The sequence below is a fragment of the Pseudobacter ginsenosidimutans genome, from assembly GCF_007970185.1.
In the GTDB taxonomy this organism is placed as follows: Bacteria; Bacteroidota; Bacteroidia; order Chitinophagales; family Chitinophagaceae; genus Pseudobacter; species Pseudobacter ginsenosidimutans.
Genome location: NZ_CP042431.1, coordinates 4,399,166 through 4,421,235 on the forward strand (window position 1 = coordinate 4,399,166; position 22,070 = coordinate 4,421,235).

Annotated in this window: 16 protein-coding genes; 8 read left to right on the forward strand and 8 right to left on the reverse strand. The window is 48.6% G+C overall.

Going from position 1 to position 22,070, the window contains the following annotated elements; genetic code table 11:
* Position 1 precedes the first annotated feature (1 nt).
* The 5 genes from FSB84_RS17435 to FSB84_RS17455 all read left to right on the forward strand — a co-directional run bounded on the left by FSB84_RS17435 (position 2) and on the right by FSB84_RS17455 (position 7,766).
* Positions 2-964: a pectinesterase family protein gene (locus FSB84_RS17435; RefSeq protein ID WP_130539204.1), complete on the forward strand. Its 963-nt coding sequence runs from the start codon at positions 2-4 to the stop codon at positions 962-964.
* Positions 949-2,619 (forward strand): glycoside hydrolase family 43 protein, encoded by a 1,671-nt coding sequence (locus FSB84_RS17440; RefSeq protein ID WP_165434879.1) that lies wholly within the window; start codon positions 949-951, stop codon positions 2,617-2,619. The genes FSB84_RS17435 and FSB84_RS17440 overlap by 16 nt, the downstream gene beginning before the upstream one ends.
* A gap of 7 nt (positions 2,620-2,626) precedes the next feature.
* A complete protein-coding gene (locus tag FSB84_RS31105; RefSeq protein WP_225979807.1) occupies positions 2,627-5,200 on the forward strand; it encodes a glycoside hydrolase family 88 protein in 2,574 nt (857 codons plus the stop codon).
* A gap of 65 nt (positions 5,201-5,265) precedes the next feature.
* The gene (locus FSB84_RS17450) at positions 5,266-6,105 is read left to right on the forward strand and encodes a mannitol dehydrogenase family protein (RefSeq protein WP_158643979.1); all 840 of its coding nucleotides are present in this window, start codon (positions 5,266-5,268) and stop codon (positions 6,103-6,105) included.
* 11 nt (positions 6,106-6,116) lie between these two features.
* The gene (locus FSB84_RS17455) at positions 6,117-7,766 is read left to right on the forward strand and encodes a UxaA family hydrolase (RefSeq protein WP_130539206.1); all 1,650 of its coding nucleotides are present in this window, start codon (positions 6,117-6,119) and stop codon (positions 7,764-7,766) included.
* 68 nt (positions 7,767-7,834) lie between these two features.
* On the opposite strand, the gene FSB84_RS17460 is transcribed toward FSB84_RS17455, so the two are convergent.
* Both FSB84_RS17460 and FSB84_RS30670 read right to left on the reverse strand, forming a co-directional pair.
* Complete coding sequence (locus FSB84_RS17460) at positions 7,835-8,542, reverse strand: hypothetical protein (RefSeq protein WP_147122249.1); 708 nt, start codon at positions 8,540-8,542, stop codon at positions 7,835-7,837.
* Positions 8,539-8,694 (reverse strand): hypothetical protein, encoded by a 156-nt coding sequence (locus FSB84_RS30670; protein ID WP_158643980.1) that lies wholly within the window; start codon positions 8,692-8,694, stop codon positions 8,539-8,541. The genes FSB84_RS17460 and FSB84_RS30670 overlap by 4 nt, the downstream gene beginning before the upstream one ends.
* Positions 8,695-8,924: 230 nt before the next feature.
* Here FSB84_RS30670 and FSB84_RS17465 point away from each other — a divergent pair, with 230 nt between their 5' ends.
* A complete protein-coding gene (locus FSB84_RS17465) occupies positions 8,925-9,248 on the forward strand; it encodes a DUF6686 family protein (protein ID WP_130539208.1) in 324 nt (107 codons plus the stop codon).
* 81 nt (positions 9,249-9,329) lie between these two features.
* Entirely contained in the window at positions 9,330-10,367 is a 1,038-nt protein-coding gene (locus FSB84_RS17470) for a DUF2891 domain-containing protein (protein ID WP_207234176.1), read from the forward strand.
* Positions 10,368-10,451: 84 nt separating this feature from the next.
* Here the strand turns inward: FSB84_RS17470 and FSB84_RS17475 are convergent, their stop codons facing one another.
* The 5 genes from FSB84_RS17475 to FSB84_RS17495 form a co-directional block, all read right to left on the reverse strand.
* On the reverse strand, positions 10,452-11,063 hold the full coding sequence (locus tag FSB84_RS17475) for a hypothetical protein (RefSeq protein ID WP_130539210.1): 612 nt from the start codon (positions 11,061-11,063) through the stop codon (positions 10,452-10,454).
* Positions 11,064-11,215: 152 nt separating this feature from the next.
* Positions 11,216-12,643: a SusD/RagB family nutrient-binding outer membrane lipoprotein gene (locus FSB84_RS17480; protein WP_130539211.1), complete on the reverse strand. Its 1,428-nt coding sequence runs from the start codon at positions 12,641-12,643 to the stop codon at positions 11,216-11,218.
* An 11-nt stretch (positions 12,644-12,654) separates the two neighbouring features.
* Entirely contained in the window at positions 12,655-15,906 is a 3,252-nt protein-coding gene (locus tag FSB84_RS17485; protein WP_130539212.1) for a SusC/RagA family TonB-linked outer membrane protein, read from the reverse strand.
* A 412-nt stretch (positions 15,907-16,318) separates the two neighbouring features.
* Positions 16,319-16,726 (reverse strand): Dabb family protein, encoded by a 408-nt coding sequence (locus tag FSB84_RS17490; protein WP_130539213.1) that lies wholly within the window; start codon positions 16,724-16,726, stop codon positions 16,319-16,321.
* Between the two features lie 77 nt (positions 16,727-16,803).
* Entirely contained in the window at positions 16,804-18,519 is a 1,716-nt protein-coding gene (locus FSB84_RS17495) for a DEAD/DEAH box helicase (RefSeq protein ID WP_130539214.1), read from the reverse strand.
* 274 nt (positions 18,520-18,793) lie between these two features.
* Here FSB84_RS17495 and aspT point away from each other — a divergent pair, with 274 nt between their 5' ends.
* A complete protein-coding gene (aspT, locus tag FSB84_RS17500; RefSeq protein ID WP_130539215.1) occupies positions 18,794-20,491 on the forward strand; it encodes an aspartate-alanine antiporter in 1,698 nt (565 codons plus the stop codon).
* Positions 20,492-20,558: 67 nt separating this feature from the next.
* On the opposite strand, the gene FSB84_RS31110 is transcribed toward aspT, so the two are convergent.
* A complete protein-coding gene (locus tag FSB84_RS31110; RefSeq protein WP_317132514.1) occupies positions 20,559-22,064 on the reverse strand; it encodes a TonB-dependent siderophore receptor in 1,506 nt (501 codons plus the stop codon).
* Positions 22,065-22,070 lie beyond the last annotated feature (6 nt).

Here is a 22,070-nt window from a genome sequence, read left to right on the forward strand (position 1 = left end):
CATGAAATTATTCTTAAGTACTATATTTCTGTTGCTGCTGCACACTGCATATGCACAACAAGACCAGACCGGAAAGAAATATGATTTTGTAGTGGCGAAAGATGGCTCCGGCAATTTCAAAACCATCCAGGAAGCTATCAATGCAGTGCCTGATATGCGCCGCAACGAGACGGTGATCTTCATTAAGAAGGGTATTTACAAAGAGAAACTGGTGCTGGCAGAAAGCAAGAGCCTGGTGCATTTTATCGGAGAGAGTAAAGACAGCACCATTCTCACCTACGATGATTTTGCCAGCAAGAAGAACGCATTCGGTGAAGAGATCGGTACTTCAGGTTCTTCCAGTTTTTACATCTACGGAAAAGACTTTACAGCAGAGAATATCACGTTTGAAAATTCTTCCGGACCGGTAGGGCAGGCAGTAGCGGTACTGGTGGCGGGCGACAGGGCGAAATTCAAAAATTGCCGCTTCCTCGGTTTTCAGGATACGCTCTACACCTATGGTTACGAGAGCCGCCAGTATTATGAGAATTGTTATATCGAAGGTACAGTGGATTTTATTTTCGGTGCGTCTACCGCGGTGTTCAGCAATTGCACTATCTTCTGTAAGAAAGGCGGCTATGTTACTGCAGCATCCACACCCGGGAACAAGAAATTCGGTTATGTGTTCTTTCAATGCAGTATCACCGGCGATGCTCCGGCAAATTCCTATTATCTCGGGAGACCCTGGCGGCCATTTGCCAAAACAGCTTTCATCGATTGCCAGCTGGGCGCAATGATCCGCCCGGAAGGATGGCATAACTGGAGCAAGCCAGATGCAGAGCGCACCACTGTTTATGCAGAATACAACAACAATGGCCCCGGCGCCAGCAACAGCAAGCGGGTAGCCTGGAGCCACCAGCTTACGAAAGACGAAGCAGCATTGTACACCCTGGAAAATATTTTAGGCGATTGGAAAATAAAATAAGACATACAATACTACAGCAGGGGTTGGCGCTGGTAATACTGGCCTGTCCATTTGCACTGCCTGCTCAACAGAAGCCGGCTTCCACCGTATCACAGGTTTGGGTAGCCGATAATGGTGATGGTACTTATAAAAACCCTGTACTGCATGCAGATTATTCTGATCCCGATGCCGTAAGGGTGGGGGAGGATTTCTACATGACGGCCAGTAGCTTCAATGCCGCGCCGGGGCTGCCGATCCTGCATTCCCGGGACCTGGTGAACTGGAAGCTGATCGCTTATGCATTGCCGAAGCAAATCCCCCTTGATGTATTCAGCAAGCCACAGCATGGCAATGGCGTATGGGCGCCATCCATCCGCTTCCATAAAGGAGAGTTTTACATTTATTATCCCGATCCTGATTTTGGGATCTATCTTATCAAAGCCAAACATCCCGCCGGCCCATGGACTGAACCTGTGCTGGTGGAAGCCGGCAAGGGATTGATCGATCCCTGTCCGTTGTGGGATGATAACGGTGATGTATACCTGGTTCATGCTTATGCAGGAAGCCGCGCCGGTATCAAAAGCATCATCGTGGTGAAGAGGATGAATGCAGCAGGCACCAAAGTGCTGGATGCAGGCAGGCTGGTTTATGACGGACATGAAACCGATCCCACCATCGAAGGCCCCAAGTTCTACAAACACAATGGCTACTATTATATTTTTGCCCCGGCAGGCGGCGTGTCTACCGGCTGGCAACTGGTGCTTCGTTCCAAAAATATTTATGGCCCCTATGAAAGAAAAGTGGTGATGGACCAGGGCAGTTCTCCCATCAATGGCCCGCACCAGGGCGCCTGGGTGAATACACCAACAGGACAGGACTGGTTCCTTCATTTCCAGGACAAAGATGCTTATGGCCGTATCGTGCACCTGCAACCGATGCGTTGGGTGAACAACTGGCCTGTGATCGGCATCGATAAAGATGGAGATGGAAAAGGAGAACCGGTAATGAAGCATAAGAAACCTTCAGGAAAATCAACTTATGGAATTATTACGCCGCCCGACTCCGATGAATTTAATGATGCTGTATTGGGATTGCAGTGGCAATGGCAGGCAAACCCTGTTGCTGCCTGGAGTTTTGCTGATGCACTAAAAGGCGGTCTGCGCCTGTATTCTGTGCAGCAACCCGATGATACAAAAAATCTATGGGACTTACCCAATCTCCTTTTACAGAAATTCCCTGCGGAAGAATTCACTGCAACTACTAAAATAAGTTTCCATCCTTCACCCAAAAACCTGCAGGAAAAAACAGGACTGGTGGTACTGGGGCTGGATTATGCAGCGTTGGAATTACAGGCCCGTGAAGATGGTCAGTACCTCGTGTATTCCGTTTGTGATAATGCAGATAAGAAAGCGTTGCCGAAAAATACAGATCTCACCCGGATCAGCACAAAAGATATTTATCTCCGTGTGATGGTGACCAAAGGCGGCATCTGCCAATTCAGTTACAGCACAGACGGAAATCAATTCATATCGATAGAAAGCGTATTCACTGCCAAACCCGGCAAATGGGTGGGAGCCAAACTGGGATTGTTCTGCTCCCGGACCACCACCACTAACGATGCGGGACATGCGCTGATCGATTGGTTCCGCATTCATAAAAACAATGATCTCAAATAAAGGAGTAATGAAAAAAAGAATTGTCTCTATATGGATAATGCTGATAACCGGCGCCGGCGTCTCGCAGGCGCAACAACTGCCGGTGATCAGGGAAACATCCTTTAGAAAAGATACTGTTCTGATCACGGCCTTCGGCGCCAAATCAGATGGTTCAACGCTCTGTACCAATGCCATCAACAATGCCATCGATGCTATTGCTGCAAAGGGGGGTGGAGTGGTGGTGATCCCGGCCGGTCTCTGGATCTCCGGCCCGGTTACACTGAAAAGCAATGTGAACCTGCATTTGCAGTACAATGCATTGTTGCAGTTCACTACAGATTTCAGCCAGTATCTGCTGGTGGAAGGCAACTGGGAAGGGCTGCCGCAGATGCGGAATCAAAGCCCTGTCTCAGCCACAGGCCAGGAAAATATTGCACTGACCGGCAATGGTATCATCGATGGTGGCGGCGATGCCTGGAGAATGGTGAAGCGAGAAAAGCTCACCGAGAGCCAATGGAAATCCCTCGTGGCTTCCGGCGGTATGCTCAGTGAAGACAAGCGCACCTGGTATCCCAGTATTCAGTCTTACAAAGGTTCACTCTTGAAGAATCCCGGCGCCATCGAGCCAGGTAAGGATGCAGCTTTCTACAATAATGTAAAGGATTTCCTGCGTCCGAATTTACTGGTGCTCACCAACTGCAAACGCATATTGCTGGAAGGACTGATCATTCAGAACTCGCCAGCCTGGTGCCTGCATCCCCTGATGAGTGAAGATATTGTTGTACGCAATATTACCGTGAGAAATCCATGGTATGCGCAGAACGGAGATGGCATAGATGTGGAAAGTTGTAAAAATGTACTGATCGAGAATTCTGTATTTGATGTGGGCGACGATGCCCTTTGCATGAAAAGCGGAAGGGATGAAGCAGGAAGAAAAAGAGGGATACCTACACAGGATATGATCATCAGGAATTGTGTGGTCTACCATGCGCACGGTGGATTTGTGGTAGGCAGTGAGATGAGTGGCGGTGTAAAGAATATTCATGTAAGCAACTGCACTTTCATAGGAACGGATATTGGCCTTCGCTTCAAATCAGCGCGTGGTCGCGGTGGATTGGTAGAGAATATCTTCATAGATCAGATCGCCATGCGTGATATTGTTGGTGAAGCAATTCTCTTCGATATGTATTATATGGCAAAGGACCCTGTTCCCCTTTCTGGTGAAAAAAGAGAAACACCCAGGGCCGAGCTGTTACCAGTAAACGAAGGAACGCCTGAGTTCCGCAATATCAGTATCAGCAATGTGGTGGTGAACGGTGCGCCCAAAGCCATCTTCCTGCGCGGACTTCCTGAAATGCCGGTGAAGAACATAACACTGAAGAATATGCGTTTTGTAACGGAAACTTACCTCGAAGCGGTGGATACCATTGGTATCCGTCTGGAAAATATCCAGTGGCAGTCTTCCCGTATTGCCGCCAGCACATGGGGTGAGAAGCTGAGCCAGACTGCTATGCGTATCTGGCCTGATTCCTTTTCGCTCGAAGGGGATAAGACTGCCAAATGGCGATACGACCTGGGCGTGATCCTGAAAGGCATGGAAGCAGTGTGGAAACAGAACAAACAACAGGAGTACTTCAACTATATCAAAAAGATGATGGACTTCTATGTTGACCAGAACGGTAAGATCAAAGGCTATAAAAAAGATGAGTTCAATATCGATCATGTAAATAATGGAAAGAATATCCTTTTCCTGTATGAGGAAACGGGAAATGAGAAATACAGGAAAGCTGCAGATCTGCTGAGGGACCAGCTTCGTCATCACCCCCGCACCAAATCCGGCGGCTTCTGGCACAAGGAGATCTACCCCTGGCAGATGTGGCTGGATGGGCTTTATATGGGACAACCTTTCTATGCTCAATATGCTAAACTTTTCAATGAACCAGAAGCATTCAATGATATTACCCGCCAGTTTGTGCTGATGGAACAGTATGCACGCGATAAGAAGACCGGCCTGCTCTATCATGGCTGGGATGAATCACGTGAACAGCGCTGGGCAAACAAGAAAACAGGACAATCGCCCAATTTCTGGGGCCGCGCTCTCGGCTGGTACGGCATGGCGATGGTAGATGCGCTGGATTATTTTCCAGCCAACCATCCAGGCAGAGACTCCGTCATCGGTATTTTGAACCGTTATGCCAAAGCAGTTGTTAATTACCAGGACGCCGGCTCAGGAACCTGGTGGGATGTGGTTGACAAGAAGAATGCTCCCGGCAATTACCACGAATCATCAGCCAGCAGCATGATCGTTTACACGCTGGCCAAAGGTATCAGGATGAAGTACTTGCCTGCTTCCTACAACAAAGCAGTACAGAAAGGTTTCGATGGCATTATCAGTGAATTCATAGAAAAGGATACAAACGGAGGAATCAATCTGAAAGGAACCGTAGCGGTATCCGGACTGGGCGGCAATCCTTACCGTGATGGCAGTTACGAATATTATATCAGGGAACCGGTAATCACCAATGATCCCAAGGGAATGGGAGCATTCATAAAATGTGCGGCGGAAATGGAATTGATGCGGCAGACAGGAGGGAGACCATGACAGCTAAAAGGACCATACCATTTTTGCTGACCAGAAGGAATCTCAAAAAGATAAAAACAAGAACAGTGGCAGTCCCGGCTGCTGCGATATTCGAATTACCGGAAAGAGTATTGCAGTTTGGTACAGGTGCGCTCCTGCGCGGACTGCCTGCCTGGTGCATCGATAAAGCCAACAGGCGGGGAATCTTTAACGGACGCATCGTTGCTGTTACTTCAGGAGATGAAACAGACCCGTTGACAGCACAGGATGGTCTGTACACTATTTGTGAAAGAGCTGCTGCCAAAACAGGAACTACTGCCAGTTTCGTAATCAATGCAGCAATTAGTCGCGTGTTGAATGAAAGCCTGCACTGGGACCTGATCCTGCGTTGCGCTGCCAATCCTGAAATGCAGATCGTGGTGGCGCAGACCAACGCGGCAGACCTTGTGCTGAAAAAAGACAATGTACACTGGCAACCACCAAAATCCTTCCCCGGGAAACTGCTGGCATTTCTGTATCACCGGTTCAAGCACTTCAATGGTGCAGCCGGAAGCGGTATGGTGATCATCCATTCTACCGGTCCGGAACAGCCGAAAGGGCTTGATGCCATTGTGCTGGAACTGGCGCATCAGAACGGATTGGAAACAGCTTTTCTCGATTGGCTGGAAGCTTCCAATCATTTCTGTAACTCAGTGGCGGACCGCATGGTGCTGAATTCCATCAGTCCGCAACAACAGAAGGAACTGGAGAAGATGACCGGATATAAAGATGAATTGCTGGTGATAACAGAATCTTACCGGAACTGGTGCATCGAAACCAATAACAAGAGCGTTCAGAAAATATTATCATTCAGTCAGGCCGATCCGGGAGTGGTGCTGTCCCCCCAGCTCTCATCATTCGGAAAAATGAAACCAATCAGGGGATAAATGGAATAACCATGAAGCAGAAAGTATTGAAAGTGCATCCGCAGGATAATGTGCTGGTGGCCCTGCAGGACCTCAGCAAGGGTGAAAAAATATTGTATAACGGCGTTGAGTATACGTTGTTGGATGATGTGGCCGCCAAACATAAATTCGTTACTGCGGATCTTGAAAAAGGCGCAGCTGTAATCATGTACGGCGTACTGGTGGGTAAGACCACTGAAGCGCTTCCTGCAGGCTCGCGCATTACAACGTCAAATCTCAAACATGCTTCAGCAGCCTATGCGTTGTCTGAAACCAGGAAAGAAGTGCATTCGAAAACGGAAAACGATACATCCTGGAAAGACAGGACTTTCATGGGCTATCACCGGAGCGATGGCTGCGTGGGCACCGGCAATTACTGGCTGGTAGTGCCTTTGGTTTTTTGCGAAAACAGGAATGTGGAAGTATTGAAAGATGCCTTGCTGGAAGAACTGGGTTATGCTCATCCGCCAAAATACCGCGCACTCACCAAACAGTTGGTGGCTGCCATGGAGAGCGGTGTGGATGTGGAAACCATCAGCCTGAACGAATCTGCACAGGCAACTGCAAAGAGTCCTGTTTTCAAAAATGTGGACGGCATCAAATTCCTTTCGCATACTGGTGGCTGTGGTGGTATCAGGCAGGATGCACAAACTTTATGCGGACTGCTGGCCGGTTATATCACTCATCCCAATGTGGCGGGCGCTACCGTGCTCAGCCTCGGTTGTCAGAATGCACAGGTGGCCATGTTGAAGGAAGAGATCGAAAAGAGATCACCTTCATTCGATAAGCCACTTTATATTTTCGAGCAGCAGACAGTGGGCAGGGAAACAGACCTGATCGAGTTTGCGATGAAACGCACATTTGAAGGACTGATCATCGCCAATCAGCAAACCCGGAAACCGGCGCCCATCAGCAAACTGGTGATCGGACTGGAATGCGGCGGTTCGGATGGTTTCTCCGGCATCTCCGCCAATCCTGCGATCGGTCATACTTCCGATCTGCTGGTCAGCGCCGGCGGTTCCGTGATCCTCTCCGAGTTTCCCGAGCTCTGTGGTGTGGAGCAGGAGATCAGTGACCGCTGTTCCGATGTGCGCGATGCAGAGCGATTTATCTGCCTGATGCGTGCATATGCTGCCAGCGCAGTAGCAGTGGGATCTGGTTTCGATATGAATCCATCACCCGGAAATATAAAGGATGGTCTGATCACCGATGCCATGAAATCCGCAGGCGCAGCCAAGAAAGGCGGCACATCCGGGGTGGCTGCTGTGCTGGATTATCCTGAAGTGGTGCGCAGGGCGGGGCTCAATCTGCTTTGCACACCCGGCAATGATGTGGAGAGCACTACTGCCGAAGTGGGCGCCGGCGCTACTGTTGTACTGTTCACTACAGGACTTGGTACGCCTACCGGAAACCCTATTGCACCGGTAGTGAAGATCTCAAGCAATACAGCTTTGTACAACAGGATGCCGGATATCATCGATATCAATGCCGGCACCATCATTGAAGGCAATGAAACCATCGAGCAATGTGGTGAGCGCATACTCGAGTACGTGATAGCAGTGGCCAGTGGAGAAAAATTGGTGAATGCCGTGAGACTGAGCCAGGATGATTTCATTCCCTGGAAAAGAGGGATCAGTTTATGATAAAAAGTAGAATAATAGAAAAAGCCTGCTATTGCTGTAGCAGGCTTTTAAGTATGTGAATCGCTCATCTATTTTATAACACGGAGCGTGATCCTGTTTTCTTCCGTCACATCGTCTCCGTTTCTGTCGAGCCACTCAGATGTTCTCATCAGGTCGGCAGTTAGTTCACGGATAGTAACTTCTCCTGTATTGTCTTGATCACTGGGATCTGAATATCCGAACTTGCTCTCGCCAGTTCCAATCCAGTTCCATTTCATTACTTTACTTTCCAACAGTTGTTTTTGAAAGAATATTCTTGCATAGTAAGTACCACTGCTGCTGATGCGAACTGTCATGGAATCAACTTCCTCACCGAAATTCTTACTGTAATCTTCTTCCCTGGCAATATACCAGTGGCGGGAAAATAATTTAGTCTTCTCAGATGTGCTGATGGCAGCTGTCCTGAGGCCTGTAATTGGAACACTGATGTCCAGTTCGGTGTAGTGAAGCCTGCCTTCCAGTTTGTTATCAGTGATCTTGATGCCGCCCAGGGAACCCAGGGAGCTCAGCAGGATCGAGTCTGCAGCAACTGCTTTGTATTTGCCTTCCACCAGCAGATAGCCGTCGATAGACACAATATAAATACTGTCTGAATAGAACTCAACAAATGCTTCGCCTGAAGCGAGAGGGCGGATATCATTTGTTTTAATGATGCCATTGGTCTTTACAATGCCTGCAAATGCTTTGTTGACTGTCACAGGAGGAGTAACCACATTCCTGGGCCTGAGTGAATTCACCAGTTCAGGGTCCAGTTCCCATTTGGCGGCCAGGTTAGCCTGCAGCTTTTCTGCTTCTGTGGGAGGGGAGTGGTGTTGTGATTGTTATCGTCCTTGGAACAGGAGAAGATAAAGGCGCAGGAGGCCAGAAGGAGTACGTGAATCTTTTTCATTTGGTTTTGGGATTTTTCGTGTTGTACGTAAATCGGCCCGCAAGATAGCCAATTCTGCGTCTACTGGTAAGGGATAGGTGTATAATATCCTGATTTTTTGATAATTATGCGGGTATCATGACAAGAAAGATGCTCCCTCAAAAACTACATTTCCCATTTGCGAAACCCGTTTTTCCGTGAAGAGCAAACCTGTCTGCGCGTTTGTTGGCATCTTTAAAAAAAAGAACAGCATGTGCAATTTCAGGATGTGGTATAAAACCGATGATGAAGTGTATGTATTGCAATGTGTACAATGTAATACATATCAGGTCAGGATGCGTAATGCAGCATTCATGTTCGATACTTTTACATTTACATTGTTCTGCGAAGTGGTGGCAGATCTTTATATTAAATCCACTGAAATGAAACCTGGTGAGCCAATCAAAGTGCCTACTTTCAATCAGGGTATGGACCTGATACTGGAAAGGCCCGCTCTGCGTGAATTGTACTATCTCCTGGATGGAGCGGATACAGAGATGAAAGCTGCACAAATGACCAGTCTCTTTTATTATTGATTTGCTGCGGTCAATCCTTATTTTTACCGGATGAAAATCCATACGCTCATCCTGTCAGTTGCCGTACTTTTACAAGTATCTATGCAAGCGCAAACGGGCAACAGGAATTTATTCAGTAAGGAAGTGGCTGCAAAACTGGCTTCGTTGCCTTTACATTGCATCAACAATGAATGGCCCAATAAGACCAGTCATACTTCCGACTCCGCTACTGATCATGTATTGCTTCCCCATCAACTGCATCCTGTTTTCTATGGGTGTTTCGACTGGCATTCCTCCGTGCATGGCCACTGGATGCTGGTGAAACTGCTGAAGACATTTCCGGATATGCCGGACCGTGATAAGATCATCGCCGTTCTCAACAATAGTTTCCAGCTGGAAAAGATGAAAGAGGAAGCTGCCTATTTTTCAAAATACAAAGTGGCTTCTTCCTGGGAACGTACTTACGGATGGGCATGGCTGTTGAAACTGGATGAGGAGCTTTACACCTGGAATGATCCGCTTGGCAAGCAATGGTATTCAAGCCTGCAACCACTCACACAAACCATCAAAGAGCTCTGGACAAAATATCTTCCCAAACAAACCTATCCCAATCGTACTGGTGTGCATCCCAATACTGCATTCGGACTGGTGTTTGCGCTGGACTGGGCCAATGCGCTCAATCAACCTGAGTTTGCAGCGCTGATCAAACAACGCAGCAAGGATTATTATCTCGGCAATAAACATACGCCCGCTTATATGGAACCTGATGGCACAGATTTTCTGTCGCCCAGCCTTGAGATCGCAGACCTGATGCGCAGGGTATTGCCAAAAGAAGAATTCCTGAAATGGTTCAACAGTTTCTACACCAAAGAAGGGATCGATAATATCACCAAAATGCCGCAGGTGAGCGACCGAACAGACTACCAGATAGTACACCTTGACGGGCTCAGCCTGAGCCGCGCCTGGTGTATGAAGGGCATCGCCAAATCCTTACCCGCCACTCATCCTTACAGGAAACTGTTCAATGCAAAGGCTGAAGAATTCCTGCATCATACATTGCCGCATGTTACTTCCGGCAATTATGGAGGAGACCACTGGCTGGCATCTTTTGCGGTATATGCCATTTTTGAAGACAGATAGAAAAGTGTAATCCGATAAAAATAGAAAGAAGCGGTCCGGTGATCCCGGGCCGCTTCTTTCGTTGATGGTTGTACGATAAGATCTTTATTCTCTTCTGCCGAGCCAGATGCCCAATCCCATGTCGAAGGGAACGATCAGGCGGCCATGATTTTCTTTTACCTTGCCGCCATCCGGCAGCGGCCCGGTGGATGATGCCCAGCGGTAGCCAAGTCCTGCACTCAGGTTCATATTCAGCCGCCCTGGCATATTGCGCTGAATACCCCATAAGCCGGCAACATGGTAAACAGGCCTGCGTGAGCTTTCTTCAAAATAACTGCTGCTCATTCGCATTTTGGATAGGACCGTTCCGCCGGAAAGCGCAAAGAAATTGGCGCTGTTCTTTTCTGTCCGCCTGTTGCGTTGTACCCTTTTCCCGAAATTATAATAGAACCGGTATTGGAGGGCGAGGGCCGGATCGAAATAGAAGCTGGACTCAGTTCCCGTTTCAGAGCTAACTGAGAAAGAGGCGGCCAGATTCATGAATGCACTTGCATACAATGTTTGGTATTGCGAGGTCTTCACTTCGTAGCTGAAGCCGGGTGTAAGGAATGTAACGGCCGCCACATTCTCAGTGGAAGCTTCCTGTGCAGTGGTGGCCAGCGGGAACTGGCTCATCACCAGTACGGCGATCAGGGTTAAGGGGAATAAGGGTTTCATGGTACCAAATATAATATCTCTGACCCTGAACTGTACAGTTTTACTCCGGACTGCAGCTTTATTATCCTGAAGCGTCATATTCCGATATAGGATATTAACGTAAAAGGCTGCCCCGGAAGAGGCAGCCTTTTTACCAAAACCGGTGTTCCGGTCTACTGTTTATCCCAGAACAATTTTACATCCACTTTATCGCCACCGATGGCGCCGGATGCATCGGTGTAATTTTTATTATTGAGTGTCTGTTCATTGGTTGGATAGGTATAACGGGTAGGGTAACCTGATTTTGGACTGGTGGGCGGAGCCAGCACCGGGAAATCCAGTCTTCTCACTTCAGTCCAGGTTTCATAACCCCTGTTGTACAATGCGATCCATTTCTGAGTGCCGATCTTTTGCTTCCAGGTGCCGGTAGCTGTTGCATAAGCCACATCTGTTCTGGCGAGATAGGTGTCGGCCTCAGCATCTGTTCCGCCCCAGTATTTGATGGAAGCACGGATGGCATTGTTGTAATGCTCGGCAGCTGTGCCTGCAACAACATAGCCCCTCTCTTTGGCTTCAGCACGATAGAATTCAGTTTCCACATAGTCCAGCAATAAAGACGGCGCGTCGATAGCGATCAGCTTTGCGCTGGCCCTTGCATAGGAAGAATAAGTATTGGTGGAACCGTTCACGCCGCCAACATACACGTTGTTGTCATTGGGAGCGAAATATTGCTTCAGTCGCGGATCGCTGAGCGCATTGAGTTTGTCTACCAGGGTTGCGCTGGCGATGAAGTCCTGGCGTTTGCTCTGTACCAGGTCTGCCCAGATCGGGTTGTTATTGGGCGTTGCACTCTGGTATTTGAAAACAGCATTGTCTGTAGCGCTGCTGAAAGCGCTGGCATCTGCTGCTTCCACTGCGGCCTGTGATTTGGGAGTATCGCTGTCTGCGATCAGCATGGCCATTCTCAGTTTCAGCGTGTGCGCAAATTTCAGCCATTGTGCTGTGGAGCCGCCATAGACCAGGTCCTGGTTGGCTTCGAATCCTTTTTCAGCGGGATTGAGCGCAGCGATCTCCGCATCCAGCCTGGTGAGCAGGTTCTCGTAGATGGTCTTTGCGTCATCGTATACCGGGAAGAGATTGTTGATGTCTAGCGCTTTCGTATAGGGTACATTTCCGAAAGTGCCAACGAGAATAGACCAGGTATATACTTCCATGATACCTGCAATGGCCACCTGGTTGGTCTTTACCGGAGCTGTTACACCCACGGAAGCGGGGATCAGTCTTTTACATTCCTTAAGGTCCGCCAGTACATCCTTGTACATGGTCTGCCACCAGCGCTGTGGAATATTGCGGGTGAAGAAATCGTAATTGGGCTCGTCTGTGTACGTGGTGGTGGTCCAGTGTTGTACAACCAGCCTGTACACATTTGTGTTCACATTGGAACTGGTGAGCACATCGCTGAGGTTGCGCACTGCATTGGAGAACAGGGTGGGAGCGGGCACTTCGTCGGCCGCTTTCGTTTGTTCATTATAGTCATAGATGCTCTTGGTGCAGGCTGTCAGCGATAAAGCGGATATAGTAATGATGAATAACTTTTTCATTGCTGTCAGATTTAGAATTTCAGTTTAAGATTCAGGCCCAGGGATCTTGTAGTGGGATATGCGCCACTCTGGATGCCCTGTGCGTTACCGGCTGTCAGGTTCTCTTCAGGATCTGCATAAGGCAGGTTCTTGTGGATGATCCACAGGTTCCTTCCGATCAGGCTCACATCGATCCCTTTGAAAATTTTGGTGCGGCTGATGAGTTCGGCAGGCAATGAATAAGTGATATTGAGCTCTCTCAGTTTCACGTAAGAAGCGTCGTACACGAAGTTGGCTGCAGGATTGTAGGTGTAGCCATAGTAACCTGATTTCAGGTTCTCCACGCGTTTCGTATTCTCTTTTCCATCTGCTGTAACACCGGGAACGATAAGGCCGCCGCCATCTGCAATGGAATTGCGTTTGGGATTGCCGAGATCGTTGTTGCCCGCAGTTTCAGCCAGTACGCCGGTAGCCAGGCCATAGTACATGTCGAGCGAGAACACGTCTCCGCCTTTACGTACGTCGATCAGGAAACCGAGTGAGAAATTCTTATACTTGAAAGTGTTGTACACACCGCCGATCCAGTCCGGGTTTACATTACCGATCACATTGTTGGTAGTGGTGGTCTGCACGTAATAGCCATTGCTGCCCACGAGTTTTTGTCCGTTCTCATGACGGACCCAGGTCTTGCCCTGAATAGTGCCGTAAGGCTGGCCCACTGTTGCGTTGACGCTTACGCCGCCCTGGAAGGCGCCTATCTGCAGGTTCTGAGCGCCTTCGTAGAGGCTTTCTACAATATTTCGGTTACGCGTCCAGTTTATATTGATATTCCAGCTGAAGTCTTTTGTTTTCACCGGTGAGCCGTAAACACTGAGCTCAACACCTTTATTGAGGATCTGTCCGGCATTCACGAATTTGGCGAGATAGCCCGTAGCGGAAGAAGTGGCCACAGAGCTGATCTGATCGATACTTCTTGCGTGGTAGTAAGTAATATCCAGTCCCAGCCTGTTGCGGAAGAAGCCGAGTTCAAGGCCGATCTCCTTACTCCTTGTTCTTTCAGGTCGCAGGTTTTCGTTGCTTTTGTTATCCGGCAGCGAGAACATCACGGCATTGGCGAAGTTGGCGTTGCGATCGTACACATCTTTGAGTACGGCAAAAGGCGCGCTGTTGCCTACCTCTGCGTAGTTGAGGCGCAGCTTTCCAATGCTCAGCCATGGCGCATTGATGAATTTGGAAAAGAGAAAACTGGAAGAAACGGAACCATAGTTGAAGCTGTTGTTGTTCTCCGGTAAGGTGGAGGAACGGTCCCTTCTGAATGCCCCGTCCAGTGTAAGGAAGTCCTGATAAGTAAAAGTGGCATTGGCGAAGTATCCGTCCACTGCAATACGCTGGGCCACTTCATAAGGGTAGGGCACAGGGTTGAGCGAGTTGGCCAGGAAATAGCCTTTGTCGTTCACCAGTCCGCCATTGGTGATGGCATAGCTGGAATTCATATTGTTCCTCCTGATATTGGTACCTGCAACGGCACGCAGGTTCAGATCGGTAGTGATGTCTTTGTTGAAGTTGGCCATCAGGTCGTAGTTGTATTCCCTGAAGGTTCTTTCAAAGCGACTGTAGGAAGAAACGGATACAGAGCCTTTGGCGATGCGTTCTTCTTCCAGTTCGTCATAGGAATCGAGGGAGAACCTGCCGAGGAGGTTAAGCCAGCTGGTAACGTCGTAGCTGATATTGGCAGTACCGTAGTAACGGTAACGTGTATCCGTTTGATAGTTCTCGTAACGGATGAAATAAGGGTTGTCTGTGTAGATGGGATAGAGGCCGTCTGTCTTGGTGGGATCGGCCCAGTTCCAGGTGATATTGCGACCTGTTCTGAAGTAGGCGTCTTTCAGTTCCTTCACATCAACGTTGGTCTGCCACCACTGGCGGAAGCTCTGGTTGATATTGTATTTGCTGTAACCTGTTCCGTAGCGGCCCTTGCCATCGATCTTGCTCACGTTGAGGTTGGCATTGAGACTTACTTTGTCGGATACTTTGTAGTTGGCGCCGAAGTTCACCATGTTCTTGAGGAGCCGGCTGTTGGGGAGAACTCCTTTCTCTTCGTTGCGGGTATAACCGAGTTTGAAGAGCACTTTGTCGCCACCACCATCAACATAAACACTATTATTGGTGGATACGGCTGTTTCGAAGAAAGTCACCGGATCATTTTCTCCGGCTACCCATGGACGTTGTTGCTTGTAGTAAGGTGAAGTGGAATCGAAGGAAGTCCAGTTATAGATCTTCAGGTTGGGGTCGAAGCGTGCGCCATAAGAGGCATCTTCTGTAGTGGGCACGATCAGCGCTTTGGTGCCTGTGCCGAATGGATCCCTCCACCAGAAGCGAACGTCAGGGGAGCCATCGGCAGTTTTGCTGTAATTGCCCTGCTGATAGCCTGCGCCGTATTCTTTCTGATACTTGGCGTAGGTGCTCTTGTCTATCTTGCCAACTGTAACGCTGCTGTTGACTACAACGCCCAGTCCTTTTTTTGCTTTTTTGGTAGTGATCAGCACCACGCCATTGGCTGCCCTGGAGCCATAGAGTGCGGTTGAAGCTGCACCTTTGAGTACGGTAACAGATTCAATATCATCCGGATTAATGTCGGCAGCAGCATTGCCGTAATCATAACCACCACGGCCATTGGCCATATCATCTGAAGTGGTGCGTCCTTTGTTGGATCCGTTGTTGTTGGAGTTGTCTACGGGTACTCCATCGATCACAAACAGTGCCTGGTTATTGTTGAGCAGTGATTTGGCGCCGCGCACCACAACGTTGGTGCTGGCTCCCATGGCGTTGCCCTGGCGGATCTCGAGGCCGGATACACGGCCGGAGAGCGACTGAGCGAAGTTGTTGCTGCGGCTCTGGCTGATCTCCGTTCCGGCAACCTGTTGCGCTGCATAGGGGAGCGTATTCTTGCTTCTTCGGATACCCATGGCAGTTACAATCACCTCCTGCATGGATGCGTCCTGTCTTTTGAGGGAAATATTCAGCAGGTCTTCCGCCCCTACCTTCACTTCCTTCTTTTCATACCCGATAACATTGATTACTAAAACATCACCGGCGGCAGCCGTGATGGTGAAATTACCCTGTTCATCGGCGGTGGTTCCCTTTCCGGAACTCTTGAGCTGAACAGATGCATTGGCGAGGGGAGCGTTACTCTCATCTGTAACTTTACCCCTGATCGTCCGGTTCTGTGCATAGGCCAGCGATGCGCATAGCGTCATGCACAAGAACATCAGTAGATTTCTCATGACCTTATTTTGGTTTGGTAAAAAATGCATCACCCATTGCTTAGGGCAATGCGGTTAAAAAAGTGTACACTTTTTTTTAAGTGGTTAACAATAAAGTTGTCGATTGGGAATTTGCGGGGGACCCGTTTGCCGGAGGAGGGTGTAGCAAATAACGGGGATATATGCAGCCATAATAACTGCGTGTTTCAGTTTTTCTCATGTGACTTCAGTGTTTGATGCAGGTACCAAGTTAGGTACTTATTCAATGCTGTGTTACAATTTTCTTAAAAAAAATTATGGTAAACAGTAATCAACTCTATTCAAATATTTTTTGAATAATGATTTACCGGATATGAGTAATGCTGTTGCAACAATAAGGGCGCTCTTTGAAGAGCGCCCTGAAATATAGATGGGGATTGCGTTGTGTGAGAGTTTAAACTTCAGTTGCGTCGTAAACGATCACTTTGCTCCAGAGATGTCCATAATTTTTGATGAAGGCCTGATGAACAGGATGCACCTGGTAAGCTGCCTGTGCTGCGAGATCTTTGAAGAAGATCAGCTCGGATACATCCCAGCTATTGTCTACCACATCACGTTTTTCTGTGGAGGCAACAACACCTACATGAAGCTCGCCAACTGTATCGATGGCCTTCAGTGTTTTCACTCCTTCGATCAGTTTTTTTCTGTCGGTTTCATTGCCTGCATTTTTCAGCCAGAAGAAAACATGGTGCACTACAGGATATTTTTTTCCTGCTACCGGGAATGGGCCGGCAGCAGTAACGGTGCCTGCACAGAGTGCGGCTGTAGCAGTGAGAAAGGTTCTGCGGTTGGTTTCGTTCATACAATTCAGGTTGAGGTATCAAAATACAAAAAAAGCTCCGGTGACGGAGCTTTTTTGATGCAAAGAATATTCAGTGATTACCAGCGTTCAGCTTCATCTTCTGAATTGCCGAAGCGGTTCTTCAGTTTGAAGGAAGCAGGCGCCTGGTTCAATTCTGTATTGGCTGCAGGCTTGCTGCTGTATTCGTACTTTGGTTTGGACTGATTGGCCTGTTGCTGCTGTGGCTGTTGTTTGGGGCGATCAGCAGATTTCTGCTGGGACGGCTGTGGCCTGCTGCCCTGTTGCTGAACAGCCGGCTTTTGCATATTCCCTTTCTGTTGCGTGCCGTTGTTGTTCTGAACAACTGCTTTTTGCTGCTGCTGTACAGCAGGCTGCGCTTTCTGAACTACCATTTTCTGTTGTGCATTGCCGGTAGTTGTCTGCATTGCAACCGGTCTTTGCGGACGGGGTTGCTGACCCTGGTTCGTCTGCTGCTTTACCTGCGGCTGCTGCTGGCGGCCATTACTGGTATTGCGTGATTCACCCTGTGATTGCCTTTCCTTGTTCCGGTTTCTATTATTCCTGCTTTGCTGATTATGCTGCTGCAAAGGTTTGGAATTAGCCTGTGTTTTGGCGATGGCCGGAGCCTGCGCTACCACTGGTTCTTTTACGATCGGGCTGCCTGGCTTGAAAGGATGTTCTGCAATAACAGGAACATTCTTTTTGATCAGCTTCTGGATATCGCGGAGGAACTCTCTTTCTTCCTGGTCACAGAATGAAATGGCGAGACCACTTGCGCCTGCACGTCCGGTCCTTCCGATCCTGTGAACATATGTTTCAGGGATATTGGGAAGATCGTAGTTGATAACATGACTGAGCTCTTCCACATCGATACCGCGTGCTGCGATATCGGTGGCCACCAGTACGCGGATCTCTCTTTCCTTCAGTAACTGAAGCGCACGCTGACGTGCTGCCTGTGATTTGTTGCCGTGAATGGCTTCCGCCCTGATGCCTGCATTGGAAAGCGCTTTCGCGATCTTGTTGGCTCCATGCTTGGTACGGCTGAACACAATGGAAGATGTGATGGCCGGATCTTTCAGGATATGCACCAGCAAGGGATTCTTGTTCTTTTTGTCTACATAGTACAGTGTTTGTTCCACTGTTTCTGCTGTAGATGCAACTGGTGTCACCTGCACGTATACCGGTTCTTTCAGAATGGTATCGGAGAGCTTCCTGATCTCAGGCGCCATGGTGGCGGAGAAGAAAAGTGTTTGTCTTTGTGCAGGGATCTTCGCTATCACTTTTTTCACGTCGTGAATAAAGCCCATATCAAGCATGCGGTCTGCTTCGTCCAGGACCAGGATCCTGATCTGGCTGATGCTGATGATGTTCTGCTGCATCAGGTCTAACAATCTGCCCGGAGTGGCCACGAGGATATCGCAACCTTTACGAAGGTCGTTCACCTGCGATTGCTGGGAAACGCCGCCAAAGATCACTACCTGCCTGATATTGGTATACTTTCCATACGCATCGAAGCTTTCCTGGATCTGTAAAGCCAGTTCACGGGTAGGAGTGAGTACGAGTGCGCGGATACCTTTTACAGGTGCTTTCGCTTTTTCTTCAGCCAGTAACTGGATGATGGGAATTGCGAAGGCCGCGGTTTTGCCTGTGCCTGTACGTGCGCAGCCAAGAATATCTTTCTGCTGCAGTATAACGGGGATCGACTGTTCCTGAATGGGAGTAGGGTTACTGTACCCTTGTTCTGCCAACGCCTTCAATATGGGCGCTGCAATTGGTAATTGCTCGAATAACAATTGAATTCTGATTTAAAATGAATAAAGATTGGTAAGCTGCCAGCCTGTTGCGGCACATTACCCGGCTTACAATCTCATACCTCAAATAATGAATGAAATGAAGTCAAAATAGGAGGGAGGAAGTAATAAGTGAGGCAAAGGTACCAAAAATAATTGTTAACGGTATTGTATAAAACTGTAATTTGTTGATTGAATGTCCCGGGCAGCCCTGCCGGACTGATTCTCAACCTCCTCGAACATCCCTGACCGTAAGCTTTCAATTAAATCACCATCCATGGAATGGCTTAAAGAAACGCTTAGGCATTATCCCGAGATTGCCGCTTTTTTTGTACTCGCAGCCGGTTTTTTCATCGGTAAACTGAAAGTTGGAAAATTCACCCTGGGCACTGTTACCTCGGTGCTGCTGGTTGGCATACTTGTGGGGCAATGGGATATCAGCATACCGGCTGAAAGCAAATCCATCTTTTTTCTACTTTTCCTTTTTTCCATGGGCTACAGTATCGGCCCGCAATTCTTCCAGGGATTGAAGAAAGATGGACTGAGCCAGGCATTGTTCTCCGCCACTATTTGCATCACCAGTCTTGCTCTCGGCTATGTGTTGGCGTTACTGTTCGGATTTACACCCGGCACAGGAGCAGGGCTCTTGTCCGGTGCCAATACCTGCAGCGCCATCATCGGTGTGGCGGGCGATTCCATCAGCAAACTAAATATCACGGAAGGACTGAAAAAAGACTGGACAGACCAGATCGCGGTGGCCTATGCCGTTACTTATATTTTCGGAACGGCAGGCACAGCCTGGTTCCTCTCGGTGATCGGCCCCATTCTCCTCGGAGGTAATGTGGCAGAGAAAGCCAAAGAACTGGAAGCTGAAATGGGCTCCACCGGAGAAGATGGAGAGAATATAACTACTGCCTATGATCAGGTGGCTTTCCGCGCATACAAACTGACCACTGAGCTTTTCAAGGAGGGCCTGAGTGTGAAAGCCATGGAAGATTTTATGGTGAACCGGCAGAAGCCGCTGTATGTACAGCGTATCCGCCGGAAGGGAGAAGTGGTGGAAGTTATGTCAGATACCAAACTGCAATTGAATGATGTGATTGCGGTAAGTGGACAAAGATCGCAGATCGTAGGCGCAGAAGAGTTTCTAGGGGAAGAGATCATGGACTCCGGTTTGCTGAGCTTCCCGATAGAAGTGGCCACCGTGATCGCTGTAAAGAAATCAATTTTAGGTCATAGTCTTGGTGCTTTGCGGAGGAGAGATTCTGTACATGGAGTGGGCGTTCGCAAGCTCACGAGGGCGGGAATTGAAATTCCTGTAACACACAGGACCACTATCGAGAAAGGTGATGCGCTGGAGCTGGTGGGCGTTAAGGAAGATCTGAACAATGCGGTGAAGAAGATCGGTTACAAAGAGAAATCAGGAATTGAAACGGATATCGTTTATGTGGGCATTGGAATTGTGATCGGTTCACTGGTAGGAGCATTGTCTGTGAAGGCAGGCGATATCCCGCTCAGCATCAGTACCAGCGGCGGTTCGCTGATAGCCGGACTTTTCTTCGGCTGGCTGCGAACCAGGCGGCCGGTATTCGGTAATATCCCTGCGCCGAGTGTATGGTTGTTGCAGAAACTCGGTCTGCATATGTTCATAGCTATTGTTGGCATCAGCAGCAGCAGCGGATTTGTAAAAGGATTACAACAGGAAGGCGTGAATCTTTTCATCGCCGGTGTGATCCTCAGCATCCTGCCGATGGTGCTGGCATTGTACCTGGCGAGATATGTTTTCAAATTCCATCCTGCCATTGCGCTGGGCGCCTGCGCGGGCGCGCATGATGAATCTGCGGCGCTGCTGGCGGTGCAGGATGCAGTGAAGAGCAAGATCCCTGCATTGGGTTATACCGTTACCTATGCTGTGGCAAATATATTACTGACCATTTCAGGCGCTGTGATAGTGATGTTATTATATCATTCGTAATTGTTTTAATGAAAAAAAGACGCCCTGCTTTTTTAGGCAGGGCGATTTCTTTTGTATTTGAATAGTATCAAAATCTGTAAGCAAGGGTTGCCAGGAATTGCCTCGGTGCAATCGGATTAACGCTGTAGTTTTCGTGAACAATATAATTCAGTTCATTGAAGAGGTTGGTCACTTTGGCAAGCAATGAAAAGTTCTTCCAGCTGTATCCTGCCGTGAGATCCAGGGTTGTATATCCTTTAATAGGGATACGTCTGTCGATACCCGCTTTCCTGTTGGCGAATGTATTGTTCCATCCTGCTACACGATCCCCGATATAAACCGCAGTAGCACCCAGCCTCAGTCCTTTCAGGGATTTTGCGGAGAAAGTATAGAATAGGGAAGCATTGGCGGTATGTGCAGGACTGTTCACCAGACGCTGGCCCTCAACAAAGTTACTGCCGGCAGAATCGGTTTTCGTGTAACGCATATTGTTATAACTGTAACCGGCTATGATATTCATGCCCTGAACGGGATGTGCAGCAATATCAACTTCCACACCGTCACTGGTTGTTTCTCCGGTTAAATCTTTTATGAGACTATTATTGTTGGGGTCGCCATTTTTCAGATATGGCGCCATCTGGGCCAGGTTATGATTGATGATCCTGTAGGCTGTTACGTTAATGGAAAGTTTGTTGTTAAGCAGATCATTTTTGATGCCCAATTCAAACTGGTCAACAATGGAGGGCTTTACAGGGTTGCCATCAAGATCTGATCCACTGTTGATGGTAAACGAATTGGAATAGCTGGCAAAGATGGCAGTGGTGGGAATGGGTTTATATACGAGGCCAACCCTGGGAGAGAAGGCTTTATCTGTTCTCGATACTCCTGTAAATGCAGTATCATTTTTGTTGATCATATTGTAGCGCATGGTATCAATGCCTTTGGCATCCTGATAGCTCCAGCGGATCCCGGCAAGCAAATTCCATTTCTCTCCTAATTGGATCAGGTCCTGAACATAAGCGCCAAAGCGGACAACGGGGGCTTTCGTCTTCGCTGTGTCCCAGGTATTAGGCATATCCGTGCGCCGCGTGTATTTGGAGGGGTTGAACAGGTTGATCACGTCATATGAAGTGCCGCCTGCAATCTGAAATGCCTTGCCAATGGTAGTTATCTGATCTGCGTCTATCCCTGCCAGTAAGGTATGATCAAGGTTGCCGGTCTTGAATTTACCGTTCACGAATGCCTGGGCCAGGTAATAATCCTCTTCAGTATAGGTTCTGCCGAGCGGGCGTTTCCAATCGCCGTATTTGTCTTCGGCTCCTGACCACTGAATACGCTCGGTGGAGAAATAATCGCGGTTATAGTTTTGATAAGACAGGGTTCCATTGATGGTCCAGTTATCATTCAACTGATGCTTGATGGTGGCGGTTCCAGTGGTCTGCTGTGATTTTGCGTACTGCCAGGGAGTGCCGAAGAATTGATTACGACCGGCCGGGGCCAGATTGCTGTCGCCGATAGAGCCTATCCCGAAATCGGGCGTGAATTTGTGATAGAGATAATCTCCTTCCAGGATCAGTTCTGTTCTTTCAGACAGCTTAAA